Source organism: Paenibacillus yonginensis (genome assembly GCF_001685395.1).
Taxonomy (GTDB): Bacteria; Bacillota; Bacilli; order Paenibacillales; family Paenibacillaceae; genus Fontibacillus; species Fontibacillus yonginensis.
Genome location: NZ_CP014167.1, coordinates 1,449,281 through 1,471,071 on the forward strand (window position 1 = coordinate 1,449,281; position 21,791 = coordinate 1,471,071).

Sequence of the window (21,791 nt, forward strand, 5' to 3'; positions counted from 1 at the left end):
ACAGATGTCATATCGGTATCTTCCGGGGATAAGGGATGATGGAGTTATTCAAGTTCTCTATACTCCCGGGAGGCGATAACATGTCCATGACTGCGAAAGGCGGCAAGTTTGTTTATGCTTGGAGCCTGATCGCCGAAGACGGCTCCCTTCATCTGCCTGAGCAGGCCTTGCAGGAATACGGTATTGTTCCAGGCCCGGTCCTCCTCATGTCCGGACGAAACACTTCAAGCGGCTTCAACGTCATGTGTAAAGAACTGATTCCCAACTCGCCGCTGGCAGCTGTGTTTGCTAGTCTTCCTCAACTGCAGGACTTTTCTATTCAAGAGGGGGGCATCATCCCATTCAAAGGACGTTTGTTCTGCTGGGCATCTCTTCGGAGCGACAACTGTATGACCCTGCCGCTTCCAACCTTGAAACAATGGGGACTTAGGCCAGGGGACAAGCTGCTGTGTCTGCGCGGAAGCCACCTGTCTTTCTCTTGCCTTGCTAAAGGGCCGTATGTGGACAGGGCTGAATCTTCTTATGGAATTAAAGTTTATAGGGTTTGAACAAAAGCCGGTCTTTTCAAGATCGGCTTTTTTATTTTTAGGCTTCAGCCTGTTGAGCGCGTGAAACGCGCGAAATATAAAACCACCCGCTATGCGGGTGGAGGGATCTAGGGTTACACCAATAAGACCATCCCGATAAAATTGAGATGTTCAGGCTCAATTCGAAAGGATGGTCTTAAATGGCAAATAAAAACTTTAGTTTAGCGCACACAAAGTGGATGTGTAAGTATCACATTGTGTTCACCCCGAAGTATAGACGTAAAGAGATCTACAATCAAGTGAGACGAGATCTAATTGAAATCATGAAGCGTCTATGTAAATACAAGGGAGTCGAGATATTAGAAGGACATATGATGCCGGATCATGTGCACATGCTGGTGGCGATTCCACCGAAAATATCTGTGTCTTCCTTTATGGGCTATTTAAAAGGGAAAAGCGCACTCATGATCTTTGAGAAGCATGCCAATTTGAAGTATAAGTATGGGAATCGTAAATTCTGGGCGGAAGGCTACTACGTAAGTACAGTGGGGCTAAATGAAGCCACCGTCGCCAAATACATTCGAGAGCAAGAGGCACATGACCAGGCAGTGGATAAGCTGAGTGTAAAAGAGTATGAAGATCCATTCAGCAGCAACAAGAGCAAGAAAAAGTAAAACCAGTTTAACTGGTAAGTGAAAGAGACAAATAACACTGAGCCTGAACGCTTTGTGGTCAGGCTAGCGTCTTTAGGCGCAGTTTGGCAACAAGGGGTTATACCCCTAGTGCAAACCACCCGTTGGACGGGTGGTTCTGATTTGCAGCAAAATGGGTAATCAAACGGTGAACCCACTTGCATTTACACGAAGCGACAGGAGGAACTTATGAAGGCTGCAACCTACCAAGGCAAGACGAAGCTGGAAGTGAAGGAAGTAAGAGCTCCCATTATTCATTTGATTCCTGAACTTTATCTTCAGATCAAACACGGAGTGATCGATCCGACGGACATCATTACGCACCGCCTTGGATTGGAACAGGCGAAACACGGCTATAGCGTCTTTGACAATAAGGAAGAGGACTGCATCAAGGTGATTTTAAAGCCTTAACCGGTAACGGTAATCCGGCTATTAAAGAACGGGCAGAATGCCAGGCCGTCTGAACGTGGTTCGGACGGCTTTTTCTATCCCTTATTCCGCATTTGAATCAATGGAGGACTTATGTCAGAAATCTGCTGCAGGCCATTCCGGCACAGCAATCCCTCTTTGCGACATATATCAAAAATGTCGTTTTTGGGTTATGATTGTATCCGTATCACTAAAACATCATCATGGCTGGAGCGGGATGTATATGGAGAATTACCCCGAGAATTTTATCGACTGGCTGATTCAAACCATGCAGCTGGAGGGATACTCTATTTTGCTCGTGACGATCCCTCTGGCCCTTATTCAGTCCTTTATCGGTCTGTATCCGTTCGCTGCCTTGATCATGCTGAACATTTCGGCTATCGGTCTGGCAGAAGGGCTGCTTGTCAGCTGGTTAATGGGGACTTTGGGTACGATAGTGGTCTATGTCGTCTGCGAGAAGTTTCTCTCCGATTGGGTGCAGCGCAAATGGCTCAAAAAAATGAAGCGTTATGAAAAATGGCAGAAATATACGGAGCGTTATGGGATCTGGACGATTATCCTGCTTCGTACCCTGCCGATTATGCCAAATAACCTGATTTGTTTAATGGCATCTCTATCATCTTTAAGCTTCCGGAAATACTGCTGGTCTTCGGTGTGGGGCATGCTGTCTTATATCGGACTGATCGGGGTGCTTGGAGCTGCGGTGCTGATGCCCGAAGTGAATGTCGGATTGATAACCGGACTGTACGGCGGATTTTGCCTGCTGCTGGTGCTTATCTTTGTGTGCCAGGAAGTATTCAGGGCCCGGCAGAGCGGGAGGCGCAGAGCCGAGCAGGATGCTCCGCCTACCAATCACTTGATGTAAGGGCCCATAACACGAATTTATTTATTCAGAAAGCGGGGGGTTCTTATGAGAAAAAATCAGCTTGGAACATCGGATTTGTTCGTCTCGGAAATCGGATTTGGCTGCATGACCATCGGAACCGAGGAGCAGGCAGGCATCAGACTTATTCATGAAGCACTGGATCGCGGCATTAATCTGCTGGATACAGCGGATCTGTACGACGGCGGGCGAAATGAAGAAATAGTCGGCTTGGCTTTGAAAGGACGCCGTCAGGACGTCATTCTGGCTACCAAGGTTGGCAACCGGCGTATTCCAGGCCAGGAGGGCTGGGTATGGGACGCTTCCAAGGATTATATTCTATCGGCTGTCAAAGAAAGCCTTCGCCGGCTGCATACCGATTATATTGACCTGTATCAGCTGCATGGAGGCACGCTGGAGGATCCTATCGATGATACGATAGAGGCTTTCGAGCAGTTAAAGAAAGAAGGAATCATTCGCCACTATGGCATTTCTTCGATCCGGCCAAACGTCATAAAGGAATACGTTTCCCGTTCTTCCATCGTCAGCGTCATGAACCAATACAGCATTTTGGACCGGCGCGCCGAGGAGGAGGTTCTTCCGCTGCTCGAGAAGAACGGTATCAGCGTGATCGCCCGCGGTCCGGTAGCAAGCGGCAACTTGGCGGATGGAGGCGAGCGGAAAGCGGCCAAAGGTTATTTGGACTACAGCGAGTCCGAGCTGCTCGAGATTCGCCGCAGACTAACGCGGGTGGCGGCCGGTAGCTGTACGCTTAGCCAGCTGGCGATTCGCTATAGCCTGGCTGCACCCGCCGTAGCTTCGGCTATTGCCGGGGCAAGTTCTCTCAAGCAGCTGGATGAGAATGTAAGCGCCGCGGCTATCCCTCCACTGAGCGATGAGGGGCTCGGGCAAATTCGGCAGATCAGCCGTGCGAATCGTTATACACAGCATCGGTAATGGATTTATATCGCAAATGAATTTAATATAAACTCTATTCAAAACCGGCCCCCCTGGGACCGGTTTTTTTACACAATTTAACACAATTCATACACTCTATTAATCTAGCGGTTGTATGCTACTTTTTGGAAATGTTATTTCACCTTAATTAGGAGGGCATACAATGAAGCTAGCAAAAAGCACCATGAAGAAAACCGCGGTGGTTGCAGCCGCGACGGTAATGGTGGTAACAGGTTTCGTGATCCCGAAAGCATCCGAGTATGTTCAAGCCGACACCCCGAAGACGAAAAACGTCATTTTATTCGTTGGCGACGGTATGGGCACGGCTCAACGCAACGCGATTCGTCTGGCAACGGTTGGCCTGACAGGCAAGCTGGCTATGGACGATATGCCTTACAGCGGTCTCATTCATACCAGCTCAACGGTTCCGGTTACGGATTCCGCAGCTGCGGCTACGGCCTATGCAAGCGGAGTTAAAACCTATAATGGGGCTATCGGTATGGATGAACATAAACAATCGGTGAAAGCGATCATGGAATATGCCAAAGATGCCGGCTTATCTACAGGCGTAGTGACAACCAGCCAGGTAACGGACGCAACGGGCGCCGCCTTTGGTTCTCATGTAGAGAACCGTTCGGCACAAAGCGATATTGCAGAGCAGTATTTGAATGACAGCAAGCTTGATGTTATTCTTGGCGGCGGTGAAGACTACTGGTTCCCGGCAGGAGAACAGGGAGCTTTCCCGGATGAGCCTGCTGAAGATCCGTCCGAGAAAAGCAAGGGAACCAAAGGCAATCTGGTCGAAAAGGCCAAACAGCTCGGTTATTCCTATGTCACCAGCAAATCCGAGCTGGAGCAGGCAACCAGCGGCAAGCTGCTTGGATTGTTTGCGAATGAAGAAATGTTCCAGCAGAATGAAGAAGGCAAAGGCGCTCTCTACAATCCTGTGGTGCCGCTGGCTGATATGACCAAGAAAGCAATCGATACGCTTGCGAACAATGACAAAGGTTTCTTCCTGATGGTGGAAGAGGAGGCAACTGATGAAATGGCTCATCATAACAATGCTGAGCTGACCATTAAAGCAGGCCAGGAGCTGGACAAAGCGGTTCAGGTAGCCAAGGACTTTGCGAAACAAAATCCGGATACGCTGGTGCTTGTTCTGGCTGACCATGAAACCGGTGGATTCTCGATTGAGCCTGTAGAAGATACTGAGGACGAATCCGGCGACGGCATTTCTAAGGAAGACGGCCCATTTGCCATTAAGGGCTCCGCCCAGCAGTTTATGGTGGACTGGACCACTTCCGGGCATACGGCGGTAGACGTGCCAGTTACGGCTATGGGGAAAAACTCGGTTCTCTTCTCCGGCATGTTCGAGAATACCGAGGTTTACAACAAGCTGATGCTGGTTATGGGACTTGGGAACAACAAATAAAATTCGAATTGTAAATGGGAGGCCTATCCGGTTGCGGATGGGCCTTTTTCGATGCCTCCGACCATAGATAAGGGAACGGGCTCACCGGCCAGCATGGCTTGGAATACTCCTATAGTTGAGGTGATGAGTCGTGATCCAGATCAGTTTATGTATGATTGTCAGAAATGAGGAGGATACCATTGGCCGCTGCCTGTCCTCTGTGTACGATTTGGTAGAGGAAATCAATATCGTGGACACCGGTTCCACCGATCGGACCAAAGAAATCGTAAGCCGGTACACGGATCGGATTTATGACTTCGTATGGATCCAGGATTTTGCAGCTGCCCGGAATTACGCCTTCAGCCAAGCAACCAAACCTTATATTTTATGGCTAGATGCGGATGACGTGCTGCAAGAGGCCGATCGCAAGAAATTTGCCGAGTTAAAACAAACGCTGGACCCTTCCATAGATTCCGTGACGATGAAATATGACCTTGCCTTCGATGAATACGGGAACGTGATTTCAAGCTTGCGCCGCAACCGCCTTGTAAAGAGAGCGAACGGATTTAAATGGATCGGCCCTGTACATGAGTATTTAGAGGTAGGGGGCCATATTTATGATAGTGATATATCCGTAACGCACAGCAGTCTCCATCACGACAGCGACCGCAACCTGAACATTTACGAAGCACGGGAACAGGCGGGGGAGGATTTTTCTCCGAGGGATTTATATTATTTCGCGAATGAGCTGTTGGATCATAAAAAATACGAGAAGGCTATTGCATATTATCATCGTTTCTTGGCCACTGGTCTTGGCTGGGTGGAGGACAATATCGCAGCCTGCGGGAAGCTTGCGGATGCTTATACGCATTTGGGCCATAAGGACAAGGCGCTCGAATCTACGCTTCGAACGCTGCAATACGGCAGTCCAAGGCCTGAAGCCTGCTGCCGGCTCGGATATTATTTCCTGAATGAACAGGATTACCGCTCCGCCGTCTTCTGGTATGAGCTTGCCACTCAAATCAGACTGCCCGCCGGCCATTTAGGACTTGCTCATGCCGCCTGCTCAACCTGGCTTCCTCATCTTCAGCTTTGTGTATGTTATGACCGTCTGGGGGAACATAAGCTGGCTTACAGGCATAACGAGCAGGCACTGGCCTACAGACCGACCGATAAGAGGATGCTGCAGAACAAAAGTTATTTTGAAACGATATTAGGCATTTCCGGAGGTCAGGAGCAGGAGTAAGGCTGTAGGAAAAAAGCCAAATTTAATAGGCATTGCCCGTAGGGCATCCATATTCATTGCGCAAAGCAAGGGGATCCGGAAGGAGCTGGTGTTTGCGCTTCTTTTTTTAAATTCTTGTCCTGGAAAATAGGCGGCAACAGCTTTTCAGCTGCCCAAGCTATTTGCCTGGCTATGAATATATTAATTACACAACAAGACTGAGATCAGAGGGGGGTATTGCTTTAATTTGACGTTAGGAGGAGAAGAAGGTGGCAGTCTACCATTCAGGTCCGATAGAGAACCCGATTGACACCTCTACCGGATCGAGACCAACCGGGCAGGTGATGGTCAGCATTACAAACCGCAGTTTAATCAACTCGGCTGTGGCAACCGTTACAGGCTATAGTTTAAGTGGAGTAAGAACGATGTATATTGCGGAAGCGCTGCCTATCCCGGCGAACCAGGTGACGGTTCGGACTTATTACGCTGATGTGGATGCTTTTGAATTTGATTTCAACATCACGGGGGTTACGGCGGAGGAAGTTGAAATTTCGTTGTGGGGCAAAAATGCAAACAATCAGCTGGTCAGCGCGCATCGGTTGTTAACCTCTGAGCTGGTTGGACTTGGGCCTACCGGTGCTACGGGAGCTACCGGGGGAACAGGTCCAACCGGCCCGACAGGCCCGACGGGGCCACCGGGACCAACAGGAGCTGCCGGGCCGCCCGGTGCTGTAGGAGAAACAGGAGCCACTGGTCCGACGGGGCCAGCCGGAGCAAGGGGAGAAACAGGGCCAACAGGGGCCGCCGGGATTATGGGGATGACCGGCCCGACCGGAGCAACAGGGCCTACCGGTGCGACAGGCGCTACTGGTGCGACAGGGGAAACAGGAGCGATTGGCGATACGGGACCAACCGGCCCGGCGGGGGGAGCGACCGGTGAAACCGGGCCAACAGGAGCAACAGGGTCCACGGGGGCAACAGGAGCAACAGGAGCAACAGGGGCGACTGGCCCTACGGGCGCCACCGGCCCGACGGGCAGTGTGGAACCAAATCCGTTTAATGTTTATGTGCAAGCGGGTGCTGCTGGCGGTGATGGGAGCCAGGCAGCTCCGTTCGGCACGATCCAACAGGGAATAACCGCGGTATCACCAACGGGGACCGTGCATATTTTGGGAGGCACATACCCGCTGACTGCCACCATTACCGTCAACAAAGCCGGGGTCACGCTTCAGGGTTATCCGAACACGCAGATTATGCTGCAGGCAGCGGCAATTCCCTTCCTGGTGACAGGCAGCGGAGTGACGATAGACGGTTTGACCGTAACCAGCAATTTGCCTTATGCCGTTGAATTCTTTCAGTTTGCAGGAACGAATCATAGGTTGACCCATAATATAATCTTTGGCCCGCCGCAAGCCGGGCCTTCGACGGGCTGGGTGGTTAACCGCGGATTCTCAACCCAGGGCAACGTGACCAATCTGCTGGTCAGAGGCAATATTTTCTACAGCTTAAGACAGCCTGCTTATCTGAATCCGAACTCGACGGGGAATATCATAAACAATGTCGTGTATAACACCCGGGGGTTCGTAGTGGACGGCGCCATATTCGTCTTCTCGGGCAACTCCTGGGGCATCCCGGCGAATGCGGTAGATATCGCTTTGCTCGTCGGAACGCCAACCGGGGCGCCTTATGATCCGATTGTAGACCTTGCGGCCAACAACAGCAGCGCGAACATCGACGATCAAAGGTAAGGCGTCAGAAGATGGCACTCCGGTCTCGTTCTTAAAACAAAATAACAAATGGCCAGGGCGCTGTTGTTTCAATTCATTAAGGATTCTCGTAAATGCAGAGTCCTTTACTTTTTTTATCGCAGTGCTTGGGGATTCTTGCGATATTCGCTTGGAGTCATGCCGTAAAAAGAACTGAAATGTCTGGAAAAAGGGTGAATAGAGCCGTAGCCCAGCTTCTCGGCAATCAAGGTCACGCTCATTTCACTTTCAAGCAGCAGGTTGGCCGCTTTCTTCATCAGCAGATTGTGCTGGTAAGCTTTCGGGGTGAAACCGGTTTCGCGCAGAAACAATTCATGAAAATAAGTCCGCTTTAACCCGCAGCTTCTGGACCACTCGGCAATGGAGTCCCGCCGCTCGGGCGAGGCATGAAGCTGCTGCAGAAACCGGACAATCCGGTAATCGGTCGGCTGACGGGTTTGAAGCACGTTAAACCAGGCCAGCAGCCAGCCGTAAAAATAACTGTTCACCGTCTCATGCCGGTATAATTCCAGTTCATCAAAGAATCGGACCACCTGAATAAAGCCGTCATAGAGATGCGGAAAGGCACGCAGGGAATAAACCTTCGGCAGAAGGGCGAGCTCTTCGCAGCTTTCCTCCGGTGCTGTCTCATCCAAATGGAACGGCTGCGGCGCATAAATAATGGTCCGGCTATAAGGAGCACGACCGGGACGCTCCCACAGATCGCAATACAGATTATAAGAGGATAAGGGGCGTTCGGGGGAAATATGGAAAGCATGAGGCTGTCCCGGACGCAGAAAGATAAACGTGCCCCGTTCGATCGGATAGCGGATACCGTCAATCTCTATTTCTCCCGGCCCATCCGTGAACAAATGAAATGCATACACGCTGCAGACCCTTAACTTCTCGTTGCTGCTGCCATCGTATAAATATTTCATAGCATCGCCTACAAAGGGACGAACATCGGATAAACGCTTCATGTTTTAAGCTCCTTCATGATCAGCGGAATGATTTTGAATTGCCGGACAATTTGTCAAATCATTGAATCATCCGGCAAAGACAATATTCTGCTTAAAATGATACGATAAATGCACCGTTAATGAAAAGAGGCGGGGGTGCAGAGCGGATCATTCCGCAAGTCTTGCCATTTATGAATGCGTTTTCTTGTTGACTGGAAATATAATACTCATTTTGAATAGAAAGAAGGAATTTCCCATGAATAAGGACAAACTTTGGTACCTGTCGCCGGCGAAAGGGTGGGGGCAAGGCCTGCCGGTGGGCAATGGCAGAATGGGAGCAGTTGTGTTGGCGGAGGCTCTGAAAGAAGTGTGGGTCATGACTGAGGTTACCTATTGGTCCGGACAGCCGGAAGAGGTGCGGGCAGCTGGCGGCGGCAAAGAGGCGCTGGAAGAGATGAGAAGCCATTTCTTTGCCGGAGACTATGCGGGAGGGGATCAGCTGGCGAAACGTTATTTGCAGCCCGATAAACAAAACTTCGGGACAAACCTGAGCTTGTGCGACTTGATCATGGAATTCCAGCCAGCCTTGTCAACTGGACAGCTGAATGCAAACGGAGCGGAGCAGGAGCTTGTTGTATACCGGGAGCTGGACCTCGGCGAAGCCGTTGTGCGAACCGAAGTACAGAAAGCGGATGGAGGGAGCGGGGAGGATTCCGTTTTGTTCACACGGGAGGTTATAGCTACTCACGCCGAAGACTTGGTGGCCGGCAGGGTGCGAAGCGCGATGCGGGGAGGTCTCCATTTTACACTCCGTCTGGAAGGCCGAACCTCTGAATTCAAAGTAGGAAGCGAGCATCAGGATGCGGGGGGAATCCGGTTTCAGGGCCGGGCTGTAGAAACGATACATAGCGACGGAAGCTGCGGAGTCAGCAGCGCAGGGGCCGTCAAGGTGCAGACCTTGGGCGGCACAGTCAGCAGCCATGACGGAATTATTCAAGTCACAGGCGCGGACGAGGCGGTTATTTATGTTGCGGTAAACACGGACTACAAACAAAAGGACGGCAGCTGGAGCACCCGGGCGGCTGAACAAGTGAAAGGTGCCTCGGCGAAAGGTTTCGATCGGCTTAAAGCTGAACATCTGGCCGATTATAAGCCGCTGTATGAACGGGTGCAGCTCGATTTGGGAACCGCGGAAGCGGCGAAGCTGCCGCTGGACGCGAGAATCCGCCGCTTTAAAGAAGGGAAGCTGGATGACCCGGCGCTCGTAGAGCTGTTTTTCCAATATGGACGTTATTTGACGATTGCCGGAGCGAGAGAGGATTCTCCGCTGCCGCTGAATCTGCAGGGCATTTGGAACGACGGGGAAGCCAACCGGATGGCATGGAGCTGTGACTACCACCTCGACATTAATACCCAAATGAACTATTATCCAACGGAGATTGCGAACCTTGGCGAAAGCCATGTGCCGCTTATGAATTATGTGGAGGAGCTGGCCAAGGCCGGACGGACGACGGCGCGGGACTGGTACGGCGCGGACGGCTGGGTCGCCCATGTCTTCTCCAATGCCTGGGGATTTACGCTGCCCGGCTGGCAGACCGGCTGGGGGCTGAACGTAACGGGGGGCTTGTGGATTGCCACACATTTGATGGAGCATTATGAATATTCACTGGACGAACGTTTCCTGTGGGAGCAGGCTTATCCGGTATTAAAGGAAGCGGCGGCCTTTTTCCTCGATTATATGACCGAACATCCAAAGCATGGCTGGCTGGTGACAGGGCCGTCGAATTCGCCGGAGAACAGCTTCTATACTTCGAAGCCAGAGGAAGGCGGGCAGCAGCTGTCCATGGGGCCGACTATGGATATGGTGCTGGTCAGGGATCTGCTGCAGTTCTGCCTGAAGGCTGCCCGCCAGATACAGTTGGATGAAGAGCTGCAGGAGCGGTGGTCAGCGGCGCTTGCCAAACTGCCTCCTCTTCAGATCGGCAAGCAGGGACAGCTGCAGGAGTGGCTCGAGGATTATGAAGAAGCCCAGCCGGAGCACCGGCACCTATCGCATCTGACAGCTCTTTATCCGGGGAATCAAATTCACCCGGAGCGGACCCGAGAATTGGCTGATGCGGCGAAGGTGACCCTGGAGAAGCGTATGGGGCAAAGTAATCTGGAAGACGTGGAGTTCACGGCAGCTTTGTTTGCGATTTATTTCGCAAGGCTGCAGGACGGGGACAGGGCTTTGAAGCATGTCTCCCATTTGATCGGCGAACTTTGCCTGGATAACCTGCTGACGTTCTCCAAAGCAGGAATTGCCGGCGCCGAGACGAATATTTTTGTGATAGACGGCAATTATGGCGGAACCGCTGCGGTTGCCGAAATGCTGATGCACAGCCTTTCTGACGAAATTGAGCTGCTTCCGGCTCTGCCGCGAGTATGGGGGGAAGGACGTGTAATCGGCCTGAGAGCCAAAGGCGGCTTTGAAGTCGACCTCGAGTGGAGCGGGGGAGTGCTTCAGCGGGCTGACGTTCACGGCTGCTCTGCCGCCGGGTCCACCTGGATCCGCTACAAGGATCAACGCGTTTATCTGGAATTGGCGCAAGGCGAAACGGTTCAATTGAACGGAGAACTTCAAATCCTGCAAACCTCGGGAGGTTTGGGAACGATACGCTGACACCGGAATGAGACCTTGCCCCGCACAAACGCCTGCTGCACTGAAGGACAACTGCTGTGCTGAAGACAACTGCTGAGCCTTAATCGGCAGTTGTTTTTCCTGCCTTTGGGAAGCGGGTGCGGGGATCAGGAGACACCTAAGGGGGAGAGGTTTTTGCGTTTCTTGTCTAATCCAATTCTGCGAACTTCGGGAAAGCTGCTCCAAAAGTCAAAGCCTATGCTCGAAAGAACCAGGCAGGTACTGCGCCAGTCTCATTTATTTCGCCGATTCCTTATCTCCTATTTGATCATTCTGATCATTCCCAGCTTTGCCGGCTATTTGTCTTACAGAACGTCTATTTCGCTTACGGAATCCATGTCTATTGAGAACAGCGTGACGGAACTGAACAAAAGCAAGGAAATGCTCGAAAGACGGATGGCGGAGGTAGAGGGGTTTACCCGGCAGTTGGCCCTGAATCAGGATTTGAATGCGCTGTTGAATGAGAAACCGGCTGTCAGCGGAGAAATGAACGTATTTGGCATTTGGCAATTGCTCAAGCAGGTTACCCCGTTTAGCCAAACCAATGATTTTCTGCAAAATTATTATATCTACCTCAGCAACTACAATGTGATTCTTGCTAAAGGTTCGACCTACAGACCGGAGTCGTATTACCAATCCAGCCATTATGAAAATATGTCGTTAACCGAGTGGGAGGACCAGGTTCTGCATGGAACCCACCGCAGCGAAATTACACCGCTTAACACTCTGGTCACGGAAGACAAGCAAATCTCGGCGATTTCCTATATGCAATCGCTGCCGCTGGACAGCTTCAGCGGCTCTTCCCCGGCAGCGATCGTCGTAACGATTGATGAACAGAATATCCAGAATCTGCTGTCAGGCTGGATCGAAAGATATGGAGGATGGACCTCCATTACGGATAAACAAGGGCAGCCGCTCAGTCTGCAGGGAATTTCGACAGATAAAATGAAAGCGATATCATCGGAGCTGGAATCAGACAAAGGGGGGATAAGCCGCTTTGTAGACGATGATTTGGTCATCACCATCCCTTCAAAAGTAACTGGCTGGGTTTACAGAGCAGGTATTCCCAAAGAAATTCTGATGCAGAACGCGAATCACATCAAACATATTTCCTGGATGTTTACGGGGGCAGCGCTGCTGGTCGGCCTGCTGGTCGGTTTATTCCTGTCTTACCGGCACACTGCCCCTTTAAACCGGCTGCTCGCCATGTTTAAGGAGCAGGTGCTAAAGGAGGATCAGCCTCCGAAGAAACGCAATGAATTCGACTTCCTGCATGGCAACATTTCACAGATTCTGGTGGCGAACAGGCAGCTGGAGACCGTAGTAGCCCGCCAGTTCCCGCTTGTCAGGGACGGCTTCCTCAAAAGGCTGATCAACGGGGAATTTGAGACGAAATCGGAAATTTTAGCCGCAGCTATGCAGGCGCAAACCGAATTGGAGTCTCACAGCGGTTACGTCGGCATTTTACAGGTGAACGGTTATCCGGATTTGGACAGCGTGGATATTCTGAACGAGCTGTATGCGGCGCGTCTGCTTGTCAAACAGATGCTCAGCGGGAGCGAGACGGCATCGGGGATGTATCTGACAGATTTGGGCTCCGACCGGATCGTGATGATTGTGCTGAATGGAATGAATGGGGAAGAAGCGGACGGGGAGAAACTCCGCCTGCAGCTCGAATCCCTGATCGGCAAGGTGATCGAAACGGGGTACCAGGAATATAAAATGAAGCTGACCGCTTCTTTCGGTGCATTTTTCTCTTCGCTGCAGGAGATCAGCCAGTCCTTTGAGCAAGCAAAGCAGACAGCGGAATACGCTGCGGCCGAAGACAGTCCGGATATTGTCTGGTTCAGCGATTCCAGGCTTGAGAGCGGAAGTTATTATTATCCTCTGGACATGGAACAGCGGCTGATCAGCACTGTGCGTGCAGGGGACCGTGAAGAAGCGGAGAAGCTGCTTCGTTCGGTTCTGGAGCAGAACCGGGACAACCGGAACCTGCTGCTGGAGATGAGACACCAATTCATTAACGAGATCAAGGCGACCTTGATCAAATTGCTGGACCAGAAGGTCTTCCTTGAATCAGAACGACAACAGGAGCTCCATCTCAAGATTATGGGCATTCAGGCCGGGATCGAATGGGATGGCGCCCAGCGGGAATTTGGCGAGATTATCGCCGGGTTGAGCGAGATCGTAACCAGCAAACAGAATGACAGTCAGCGGCAAATCGTAGAGAAGATCAAACAATTTATTTCGCAGCATTATTCGGATGGCGAACTGAATTTGTACCGGATCGCCGAACAGGCGGGGCGGCCCGAAAAATATATTTCCCAGCTCTTTAAAGAAATCACAGGAACGAACTTATCGGACTATTTGGAGCGGGTAAGGATGGAGGAAGCCGTCAAGCTTCTTCAGGGCAAACAATACACGGTGGACGAAATTTCGGAAATGGTCGGTTACAACAGCGCCCATTCGTTCCGCCGGGCTTTCAAGAGAGTGAGGGGCGTTTCGCCCAGCGCTTATCGGCAGCTCGCGCAATAGTGCGGGCTCTTTTTCTTCTGTCAGAGCTTGCCGTATTCTGTTCAGGCGGGAAATGTACGCTTTGCTGGCTAAATGCCCTGTTCCATTCGGGGGAAAGGTACCTTATAAACCGGAATTGTACCTACCCCGTTTGCACGCTGCAGTCCTACAATGAACCCTATAGAAAGCGCTGTCATTTGGCGCAGATCATCATCTGAAGGGGGGATTTGTTTGAATGTCGCACGAAAAAGTTTTGCCAAGCATTGGCAGCTGTATCTCATCCTGATTCCGCCGATTCTGTTCTTTATCATCTTTAAGTATTATCCGATGGCAAACGCAGTGCTTGCTTTCAAAGACTACAATGTGACAAAGGGCATTTGGGGCAGCCCATGGATCGGTTTTAAGAATTTCAGATTGTTTTTTGACAATCCGATCTTCTGGACGCTCGTTAAAAATACCTTATTGATCAGTCTTTATCAGCTGCTGGTCGGGTTCCCAATCCCGATTCTGCTGGCGCTTGCCCTGAATGAAGTAAGGCATGCCAAGTTCAAGAAGCTGGTGCAAATGGTGACCTTTGCGCCTTATTTCATCTCGACGGTGGTCATGGTTTCGATGATCATGCTGTTCCTTGCGCCGCGGCTTGGTTTCGTCAATCTGGCTTTGAATGCGCTGGGGATGGACTCGATCAACTTCCTTGGGGAACCGGGAATGTTCCGCTCCATTTATGTATGGTCGGATCTCTGGCAGTCTGCCGGTTATGCGTCAGTCGTATATTTGGCAGCGCTCGCAGGGATTGATCCGGTGCTTTATGAAGCGGCCAAGGTGGATGGGGCTTCCCGTCTGCAAAAGATCATTCACGTTGATTTGCCGGGCATATTGCCTACTGTAACGATTCTGCTCATTCTGAATGTGGGCAATATTATGGCGCTTGGCTTCGAGAAAATTTATTTGCTGCAAAATCCGCTTAATACATCGAGTTCAGAGATCATTGCCACCTATGTGTACAAAATGGGCCTTTTGAACGCCAACTACAGCTTTGCAACGGCGGTTGGCTTGTTCAACTCGGTGATTAATCTGGTTCTGCTCGTTCTGGTCAACGGTCTGGCCAAACGGATTTCGAGCAACAGCATCTGGTAGAAAGGAGAGACTAGCCATGGCATCCCCGTTTTCGGCCACCACGGCACCCGGCAGTTCAAGAGCTTACCGCATTAAAAATTCGGCCGGCGACCGGGTATTTATGGCCATCATTTATACAGCGCTCAGTCTCATCCTGATTGCCGTGCTGTATCCGCTTATTTATATTCTCAGCAGCTCGATCAGCAGCCCGGATGCGGTCTCCTCCGGTAAAGTCTGGCTTTGGCCGGTGGATATTTCCTTTGAGGGATATACGACCTTATTTTCGACGCCGCTGATCCTGACCGGTTATGCCAACTCTTTGTTTTATACGGCTGCGGGCACCTTGATCAGCGTCACCTTGACGATTATGATCGCTTATCCGCTGTCCCGGCGAAGCTTGTACGGGCGCAGCGTGATCATGGTTTTTGTCACCTTTACGATGCTGTTTGGGGGAGGTTTGATTCCCACCTATCTCGTCGTAAAGCAGCTTGGAATGGTGGATACCCGCTGGGCGCTGCTCATTCCGAATGCGATCTGGGTGTGGCAGGTCATCATTGCCCGTTCTTTCTTCCAATCCTCGATTCCCGACGAATTGGTAGAAGCCAGCGAGCTTGACGGCTGCAGCGATCTGCGGTTTATCTGGAGCGTCGTGCTTCCGCTGTCCAAGCCGATCATCGCGGTGCTTGTGCTGATGTATGCGGTCGGCCAGTGGAACGCTTATTTCGATGCGCTGATTTATTTGAAATCGGACCATCTATTCCCGCTTCAGCTGATTCTGCGCAGCATTATCATTCTGAATAACGGGGCAGGAGCCATGGATGTCGCGGAGATGGTAGAGAAGCAGCATCTGTCTGATCTGCTGAAATATTCGCTGATTGTAGTAGCCACTCTGCCTGTGCTCTGCATCTATCCGTTTGTTCAGAAGCATTTTGTGCAGGGCATGCTGGTAGGTTCTGTGAAAGGCTGAAGCCTGTTGAAATTGATAATAAAGGAGAGGTCAGCTTTGAGAAAAAGAATGATCAGTTTATGGAGCTTGATCGTTGTATTCAGCGTCCTGCTTAGCGCCTGCGGAGGCGGCAATAACAGCGCGTCCTCCGGCTCCGGCAATGCTGCTAGCGGCAGTGCAGACAGCGGAAAGCCGGTTACCGTCAGCTTGTTTGCCCAGCAGGAATCCGGCATTGATTTGAAGACCAACTCATATAGCAAATTCCTGGAGAAGCAATTCAATGTTAAATTTGACTGGCAGGTCATCCCTACCGACGGCGCACAGGAGAAACGCCAGATCTCCCTGGCGAGCGGGGATTATCCGGATGCGTATTTCCTGACCGAATACATCGATCAGTTCACGCCGGCGGACCTCTTGAAATACGGCAAGCAAGGCGTGCTGGTCCCGCTGAATGACCTGATTGACCAATATGCTCCGCATATCAAGGCAGCTATGGAAGAAAACCCTTCGCTGCGCAGCTACATTACCGCGCCCGACGGCAATATTTACGGTTTGGTTGCCTATGCGGAGTGCTTCCACTGCTCATATCCAAACAAAATGTGGATCAATACGAAATGGCTTTACAAGCTGAATCTGGATATGCCGAAGACAACCGATGATTTCAAGAAGGTTTTGGAAGCGTTTAAAACACAAGATCCGAACGGCAACGGCAAAGCCGACGAGGTGCCTTTGAGCGGATCTACGGAAACGTTTGGCGTGCATGTCGTTCCGTTCCTGATGAACGGCTTCATTTATGACGACGACAATAACTATTTGCAGCTTAAGGACGGCAAAGTCGATTCGGTGGCCAACAAGCCGGAATGGAAGGAAGGCCTTGCCTACATCAAATCCCTATACGATGAAGGTTTGATCGATCCGGGAGCCTTTACGCAAAATGCCGACGCGTTCCGCAAGATCGGCGACAACGCCAGCGCGGAAATTCTGGGTGCGGGAGCCGGCATGCATCCGGCTATCTTCGTCAACACAAATACCAAAGATTATAATCCGGTTCCACCGTTGACCGGGCCGCATGCGAGCTATGCTACTCATAATGACGGCGGCATTGTTCCTGGAGCCAAATTCGTCATCACCAACAAAGCCAGCAAAGAAGCCCAGATTGCTCTGATTAAAATTGCGGATTACATGTATACGCCGGAAGGCCAGACGATTGCCAACTCGGGCCAGGAGGGCGAAGGCTGGAGAAAACCTAAAGAAGGCGAACAAGCGCTTGGAGATGGCGTTACGCCTGAGTTCGCCTCCATCAACTACCCATCCGGAGAAGGTCCGACCAACTATGGCTGGGGCGGCATGTCGCATATGTATATGCCAAAAAGCTACCGAGACAGCTTTGTAGCCGACCAGGACATCTATTCGCCGGACGGATATGAACGCAGATTGTACGAAGCAACGCTGCTGTATGAAGGCAAAGAACCGGAAGAGCTGTTCCCGTTCTGGTCGCTTTGGGTAGACCCAACCGAAACGGATGAAATGAGCATGCTGCAGACGAATATCAAAAACTACATTGATCAAAATACGCTCCAATTCATCACCGGCAGCAAAGACCTGAACAAAGACTGGGACGGCTACGTAAGCGGCCTTGATAAACTCCAGCTGAGCCGTTATCTGGAGATTCTGCAGAAAGCTTACGACGCCAGCCAATCAGCCGCCAAATAAGATGAAATTGTGCAAGGAGCTCAACATCCATTCAGAAAGATCCTTTCCCCTTTGTCGCCGCTTACGGCGGCAGAGGGGTTTGGTTTTTGGGGGAGGCAGTCATGGAGAAACACCGTCTGAATCATACGGCAGAGCCGGCAGCGTTTCAGGTACAGTACGGAGGCGCGGATGGAATCAAAGGATGCGAACAAGAAGAAACCGGATTTCGGTTTCGTGGAGGGCTTGTCCATACGAGGAATAGAATCAAGCTGAGCTGCCCCGTCCGGATCGCCTTTCTGGGCGGTTCAATTACGGAAGGGGCAGGAGCCTCCGAAGCGGAAAGGTCCAGCTGGCGGGCTTTGACCGGCTTTTATTTAAGTGAACGGCTGGGCAGTGAGCAGGTGAGCTGCGTAAATGCGGGTGTCGGCGGCACCTCTTCGGTATTTGGCGCCCATCGGCTGTGTGAGCATGTTCTCAGCCAGGGGCCGATTGACCTTTTGTTCGTGGAATTTAGTGTCAACGATGGCAGCGATCAGCTGGATCGGGCGGAGGTCATCCGGGGAATGGAGGGAATTGTTCGTCAGATGAAGCGGCTGTCGCCGCAGACGGATATTTGTTTCGTATACACCGCCTCGGAGAGAAACTTAAGTGCCGAGAGGCCTGAATACATCGCTATTCATGAACAGGTAGCCGAACATTACCAGCTGCCCAGCGTAAATTTGGCGTACAGAGTCTATCAATGGCTTCAAGCCGAAGCGGCCGAGTGGACCGACCTGGCGCCGGATGGTTACCATCCGAACGACAAAGGGCACGCGCTTTATGCCCGGTATATGAAAGAATTTCTTGAAAAAGCATTATCGGTAGCGTTATCCGCAAACTTATCAATCGGGCCGGTTGTTTTATCGCACAGCCAGGTTGTTGACAAATCTCTGCCGAAACCGATGGACCCCGCAAGTTATGAATTTGCAGCCATGGCGCTGCTTTCAGGACTTGAGGAAGAAGAACAAGGTGGAATCAGGCTGATTAGCCAGAGGGGCTTTAACCGGGTAAAACTCGAAGCCGATGCCCCTTTGATGAACTGGAGATATGACACAGAACATCTGGATGCAGAGCTGAAGGGAGCAGAGCTTGTTTTCCATACCTGGGGGAAGAGCGCCGGTGTTTCGCTGCTTTGCGGACCGGATTCGGGTATTTTTGAATATTCGGTTAACGGAGCGGAGTTTGTACAGGTTAATCCGTTTGACGAATGGTGCCTGGTGGCTTACCGCCCGGTCCATTTTTTATTCCCCTTAGAGGCGGAGCGCGGACCGGTTCACGTCATCCTGCGCAGCACCGGACTAAAAGACGAGCGCAGCTCCGGGTGCAGGGTAAAAGTTTTACGGTTGTTATCGAATTAAGGAGGCGTACAACAAGCAGTAAGACGTCCACTATTTCACTTCAACGGAAGGCAGCCGGATGTGCTCGGCTGCCTTCCGGGCGTTTATTAGGGATAGTTAATGAGGCATTCCGAATATGGGCTCCCTTCATTCTTGACAGCCTCACTATTCTGCGTTACTATGTAGTGGTAATAAGTAATACTGAATACAAGCGACACAGAGTACTGAAAAAAGCAAAACATGGAGGATCATTTTGGATAATATAACAGAAATGCTGAAAGGGGTACTTGAGGGATGCGTGCTTGAAATTATCAGCCGGGGCGAAACGTACGGCTATGAAATCACACATCAGCTGCGCGAGCTCGGGTTCTCCGATGTCGTCGAAGGTACGGTGTATACGATTACTATGCGGCTTGAGAAAAACAACCTGGTGGACATCGAGAAAAAGCCATCCACGATGGGACCGCCGAGGAAATTTTACACACTTAATGCAGCAGGCCAAGAGCAACTGAAGCTTTTTTGGATGAAATGGAACTTCATCTCGAGCAAAATGAATGAACTAAAAGCGAATGAGCTGAAAAGGAGAGAAGAAATATGAATTTGTTTGAAAAAATCATCGGTAGTCTGGATGACAAACGGGAATGGAGGGCGCTGGAGGCGCGGGCGAAAGCTCTCCCCAGCGAATACCGCAGTGCTTACAAAGCTATCCAAAAATATATGTGGACGGCTGGTGATAGTCCTACTGACTGGAAGGACAGCAGCCGGATTTTCGCCGGCATTCTGGATCTCTTGGAGGAAGGGGCGGCAGAAGGGAAAAAAGTGACCGACCTTACGGGGGAAGACGTGGCTGCTTTCTGCGATGATCTGGTAAAGGATGAGCAGACCTGGAAGGATAAATACCGCAAGGAGCTGAACGATACCATTGGCAGGGGATGACCTAAATCGGAACACCAAACTATCCATCAAATCGACTGAATAGCTGATAACGACTGAGAAAGAGAATCGCGCTATTCAGTTTTCTTTTTAGCCAGGTAGTCAGTAATACAGAATATCAGTACAACTAAGTAGCTAGGCGAACCGGTACACTTACTTTACTAAGGAGGAAAAAAAGATGAGCCATGCAGCAATTTCTGTACACGGATTAAAAAAGTCCTTTAAGGGTAAGGAAGTTTTAAAAGGGGTGGATTTTGAGGTGAGGGGCGGAGAAATTTTTGCCCTTCTGGGCTCAAACGGAGCAGGCAAAACAACGACCGTAAATATCCTCTCCACCCTGATGAAGCCGGATAGCGGGCAAGTGGAGATCTGCGGCTTTAACGTTCAAAATCAACCGGATCAGGTGCGCCAGCGCATCAGCCTGACCGGACAGTTTGCCGCATTGGACGGCATGCAGACCGGACGGGAAAATCTGATTATGGTCGCCAAGCTCAGGGGAATTTCCCAACCGGCTCAAGTCGCTGACAATCTCCTGACAAAATTCAGTCTGCTGGATGCGGCCAACCGCCGTGCGGATAAATATTCCGGCGGCATGAAACGCCGGCTGGACATCGCCATGAGCCTGATCGGGAAACCTGCGGTCATCTTCCTCGATGAACCGACCACAGGGCTTGATCCTGAAGCTCGACTGGAGGTTTGGCAAACCGTCAAGGAGCTTGCCGGCGGCGGCACGACCATCCTGCTAACCACACAATATCTGGAGGAAGCCGAACAAATGGCTGACCGGATCGGCATTCTGCATGAAGGGAAAATCATCACGACCGGTACGCTTGCGGAGCTTAAGCAGATGTTCCCCCCGGCAAAAGTGGAATATATCGAAAAACAGCCGACACTTGAAGAGATTTTCCTGGCAATTATTAAAAAGGAGGAGAAATAAATGAAAAATAAAACCGGGGTATTACTAGGCTGTCTAATGCGCAATATCCTGAGAAGCCCGGATACGATCCTGACGGTGGCGATTACGCCGGTCATGATGATGCTGCTGTTTGTTTACGTATTTGGCGGTGCCATTCAAGCAGGTACGGATAACTATGTGAATTATTTACTGCCAGGAATATTGCTGATCACGATCGCATCCGGCATTGCTTACACTTCCCTGCGATTGTTTACGGACGTTAAAAGCGGGCTGATGGCCCGTTTCATGACGATGCCCATTAAACGTTCTTCCGTGTTGTGGGCTCATGTGTTAACCTCACTCGTCTCCAATGCGCTTACTGTCGTGGTCGTTATTTTGGTCGCGCTTTTGATGGGTTTCCGTTCAAACGCCAACATTCTGGATTGGCTTGCGGTAGCCGGAATACTCGGGCTGTTTACCATGGCGCTGACTTGGCTCGCGGTTATTCCAGGATTGACCGCAGGGTCGATGGAAGGAGCGACGGCCTATTCGTATCCATTGATTTTCCTGCCCTTTATCAGTTCCGCTTTTGTCCCAACCGAAACAATGCCTGCTGTTGTCCGTGTGTTCGCTGAGAACCAGCCTGTGACCTCCATCGTAAATTCGATACGTGCCCTTTTGGAAGAAGGGTCTGTTGGTAACGGCATCTGGACTGCGCTGGCCTGGTGCATCGGTATCATGATAATCTCGTATTTTATCGCCAGTAAAGTATTTAAACGCCAGTTAGGTTAGGAGTCCTGCGGGAATCGGTTATTAGTTAATAGTTATTTAA

At 51.0% G+C, this 21,791-nt stretch carries 19 protein-coding genes; 18 read left to right on the plus strand and 1 reads right to left on the minus strand.

The genetic code is table 11. The features are described from left to right. The first annotated feature begins 80 nt into the window (after positions 1–80). The 8 genes from AWM70_RS06690 to AWM70_RS24155 all read left to right on the plus strand — a co-directional run bounded on the left by AWM70_RS06690 (position 81) and on the right by AWM70_RS24155 (position 7,851). Positions 81–548: a hypothetical protein gene (locus AWM70_RS06690; protein ID WP_068694902.1), complete on the plus strand. Its 468-nt coding sequence runs from the start codon at positions 81–83 to the stop codon at positions 546–548. Between the two features lie 179 nt (positions 549–727). After that, complete coding sequence (gene tnpA / locus AWM70_RS06695) at positions 728–1,201, plus strand: IS200/IS605 family transposase (protein ID WP_068693347.1); 474 nt, start codon at positions 728–730, stop codon at positions 1,199–1,201. Between the two features lie 207 nt (positions 1,202–1,408). Next, a complete protein-coding gene (locus AWM70_RS06700; RefSeq protein ID WP_068694903.1) occupies positions 1,409–1,630 on the plus strand; it encodes a hypothetical protein in 222 nt (73 codons plus the stop codon). 190 nt (positions 1,631–1,820) lie between these two features. Next, a complete protein-coding gene (locus AWM70_RS06705) occupies positions 1,821–2,513 on the plus strand; it encodes a TVP38/TMEM64 family protein (RefSeq protein ID WP_237167848.1) in 693 nt (230 codons plus the stop codon). A gap of 45 nt (positions 2,514–2,558) precedes the next feature. Continuing rightward, positions 2,559–3,467 (plus strand): aldo/keto reductase, encoded by a 909-nt coding sequence (locus tag AWM70_RS06710; RefSeq protein ID WP_068694905.1) that lies wholly within the window; start codon positions 2,559–2,561, stop codon positions 3,465–3,467. A gap of 163 nt (positions 3,468–3,630) precedes the next feature. Then, the gene (locus tag AWM70_RS06715; protein ID WP_068694906.1) at positions 3,631–4,899 is read left to right on the plus strand and encodes an alkaline phosphatase; all 1,269 of its coding nucleotides are present in this window, start codon (positions 3,631–3,633) and stop codon (positions 4,897–4,899) included. A 151-nt stretch (positions 4,900–5,050) separates the two neighbouring features. Continuing rightward, positions 5,051–6,124, plus strand: a complete 1,074-nt coding sequence (locus tag AWM70_RS06720; protein ID WP_068700430.1) for a glycosyltransferase — start codon at positions 5,051–5,053, stop codon at positions 6,122–6,124. 248 nt (positions 6,125–6,372) lie between these two features. Further along, positions 6,373–7,851: a collagen-like triple helix repeat-containing protein gene (locus AWM70_RS24155; RefSeq protein WP_068694907.1), complete on the plus strand. Its 1,479-nt coding sequence runs from the start codon at positions 6,373–6,375 to the stop codon at positions 7,849–7,851. Positions 7,852–7,964: 113 nt separating this feature from the next. Here AWM70_RS24155 and AWM70_RS06730 read toward each other — a convergent pair whose 3' ends face one another. Next, complete coding sequence (locus AWM70_RS06730; protein WP_068694908.1) at positions 7,965–8,828, minus strand: helix-turn-helix domain-containing protein; 864 nt, start codon at positions 8,826–8,828, stop codon at positions 7,965–7,967. A gap of 235 nt (positions 8,829–9,063) precedes the next feature. Here AWM70_RS06730 and AWM70_RS06735 point away from each other — a divergent pair, with 235 nt between their 5' ends. From AWM70_RS06735 to AWM70_RS06780, 10 genes are all read left to right on the plus strand, one after another. Further along, positions 9,064–11,469 (plus strand): glycoside hydrolase family 95 protein, encoded by a 2,406-nt coding sequence (locus AWM70_RS06735; protein ID WP_068694909.1) that lies wholly within the window; start codon positions 9,064–9,066, stop codon positions 11,467–11,469. A 216-nt stretch (positions 11,470–11,685) separates the two neighbouring features. Further along, the gene (locus AWM70_RS06740) at positions 11,686–14,022 is read left to right on the plus strand and encodes a helix-turn-helix domain-containing protein (RefSeq protein ID WP_068700432.1); all 2,337 of its coding nucleotides are present in this window, start codon (positions 11,686–11,688) and stop codon (positions 14,020–14,022) included. A 210-nt stretch (positions 14,023–14,232) separates the two neighbouring features. Beyond that, on the plus strand, positions 14,233–15,138 hold the full coding sequence (locus AWM70_RS06745) for an ABC transporter permease (RefSeq protein WP_237167849.1): 906 nt from the start codon (positions 14,233–14,235) through the stop codon (positions 15,136–15,138). A gap of 16 nt (positions 15,139–15,154) precedes the next feature. Beyond that, entirely contained in the window at positions 15,155–16,084 is a 930-nt protein-coding gene (locus AWM70_RS06750; RefSeq protein WP_068694910.1) for a carbohydrate ABC transporter permease, read from the plus strand. Positions 16,085–16,120: 36 nt separating this feature from the next. After that, positions 16,121–17,776 carry an ABC transporter substrate-binding protein gene (locus AWM70_RS06755; protein WP_068694911.1) on the plus strand — a complete coding sequence of 552 codons (1,656 nt, stop codon included), beginning with the start codon at positions 16,121–16,123 and terminating at the stop codon, positions 17,774–17,776. 101 nt (positions 17,777–17,877) lie between these two features. Beyond that, positions 17,878–19,152, plus strand: coding sequence for an SGNH/GDSL hydrolase family protein (locus AWM70_RS06760; protein ID WP_068694912.1), 1,275 nt, complete (start codon positions 17,878–17,880; stop codon positions 19,150–19,152). Between the two features lie 232 nt (positions 19,153–19,384). Then, positions 19,385–19,729: a PadR family transcriptional regulator gene (locus AWM70_RS06765; RefSeq protein ID WP_068694913.1), complete on the plus strand. Its 345-nt coding sequence runs from the start codon at positions 19,385–19,387 to the stop codon at positions 19,727–19,729. After that, positions 19,726–20,067, plus strand: a complete 342-nt coding sequence (locus AWM70_RS06770) for a DUF1048 domain-containing protein (RefSeq protein ID WP_068694914.1) — start codon at positions 19,726–19,728, stop codon at positions 20,065–20,067. The genes AWM70_RS06765 and AWM70_RS06770 overlap by 4 nt, the downstream gene beginning before the upstream one ends. A gap of 175 nt (positions 20,068–20,242) precedes the next feature. Further along, positions 20,243–21,001 (plus strand): ABC transporter ATP-binding protein, encoded by a 759-nt coding sequence (locus AWM70_RS06775; protein WP_068694915.1) that lies wholly within the window; start codon positions 20,243–20,245, stop codon positions 20,999–21,001. Next, positions 21,002–21,751, plus strand: a complete 750-nt coding sequence (locus AWM70_RS06780; RefSeq protein ID WP_068694916.1) for an ABC transporter permease — start codon at positions 21,002–21,004, stop codon at positions 21,749–21,751. Positions 21,752–21,791 lie beyond the last annotated feature (40 nt).

Coding starts and splice junctions, on each gene's coding strand:
- AWM70_RS06740 (WP_068700432.1), top strand. CDS start 11,686: ATGCTCGAAAGAACCAGGCAGGTACTGCGCCAGTCTCATTTATTTCGC.
- AWM70_RS06735 (WP_068694909.1), top strand. CDS start 9,064: ATGAATAAGGACAAACTTTGGTACCTGTCGCCGGCGAAAGGGTGGGGG.
- AWM70_RS06690 (WP_068694902.1), top strand. CDS start 81: ATGTCCATGACTGCGAAAGGCGGCAAGTTTGTTTATGCTTGGAGCCTG.
- AWM70_RS06750 (WP_068694910.1), top strand. CDS start 15,155: ATGGCATCCCCGTTTTCGGCCACCACGGCACCCGGCAGTTCAAGAGCT.
- AWM70_RS06720 (WP_068700430.1), top strand. CDS start 5,051: ATGATTGTCAGAAATGAGGAGGATACCATTGGCCGCTGCCTGTCCTCT.
- AWM70_RS06710 (WP_068694905.1), top strand. CDS start 2,559: ATGAGAAAAAATCAGCTTGGAACATCGGATTTGTTCGTCTCGGAAATC.
- AWM70_RS06775 (WP_068694915.1), top strand. CDS start 20,243: ATGAGCCATGCAGCAATTTCTGTACACGGATTAAAAAAGTCCTTTAAG.
- tnpA (WP_068693347.1), top strand. CDS start 728: ATGGCAAATAAAAACTTTAGTTTAGCGCACACAAAGTGGATGTGTAAG.
- AWM70_RS06705 (WP_237167848.1), top strand. CDS start 1,821: ATGATTGTATCCGTATCACTAAAACATCATCATGGCTGGAGCGGGATG.
- AWM70_RS06770 (WP_068694914.1), top strand. CDS start 19,726: ATGAATTTGTTTGAAAAAATCATCGGTAGTCTGGATGACAAACGGGAA.
- AWM70_RS06730 (WP_068694908.1), bottom strand. CDS start 8,828: ATGAAGCGTTTATCCGATGTTCGTCCCTTTGTAGGCGATGCTATGAAA.
- AWM70_RS06780 (WP_068694916.1), top strand. CDS start 21,002: ATGAAAAATAAAACCGGGGTATTACTAGGCTGTCTAATGCGCAATATC.
- AWM70_RS06715 (WP_068694906.1), top strand. CDS start 3,631: ATGAAGCTAGCAAAAAGCACCATGAAGAAAACCGCGGTGGTTGCAGCC.
- AWM70_RS06760 (WP_068694912.1), top strand. CDS start 17,878: ATGGAGAAACACCGTCTGAATCATACGGCAGAGCCGGCAGCGTTTCAG.
- AWM70_RS06700 (WP_068694903.1), top strand. CDS start 1,409: ATGAAGGCTGCAACCTACCAAGGCAAGACGAAGCTGGAAGTGAAGGAA.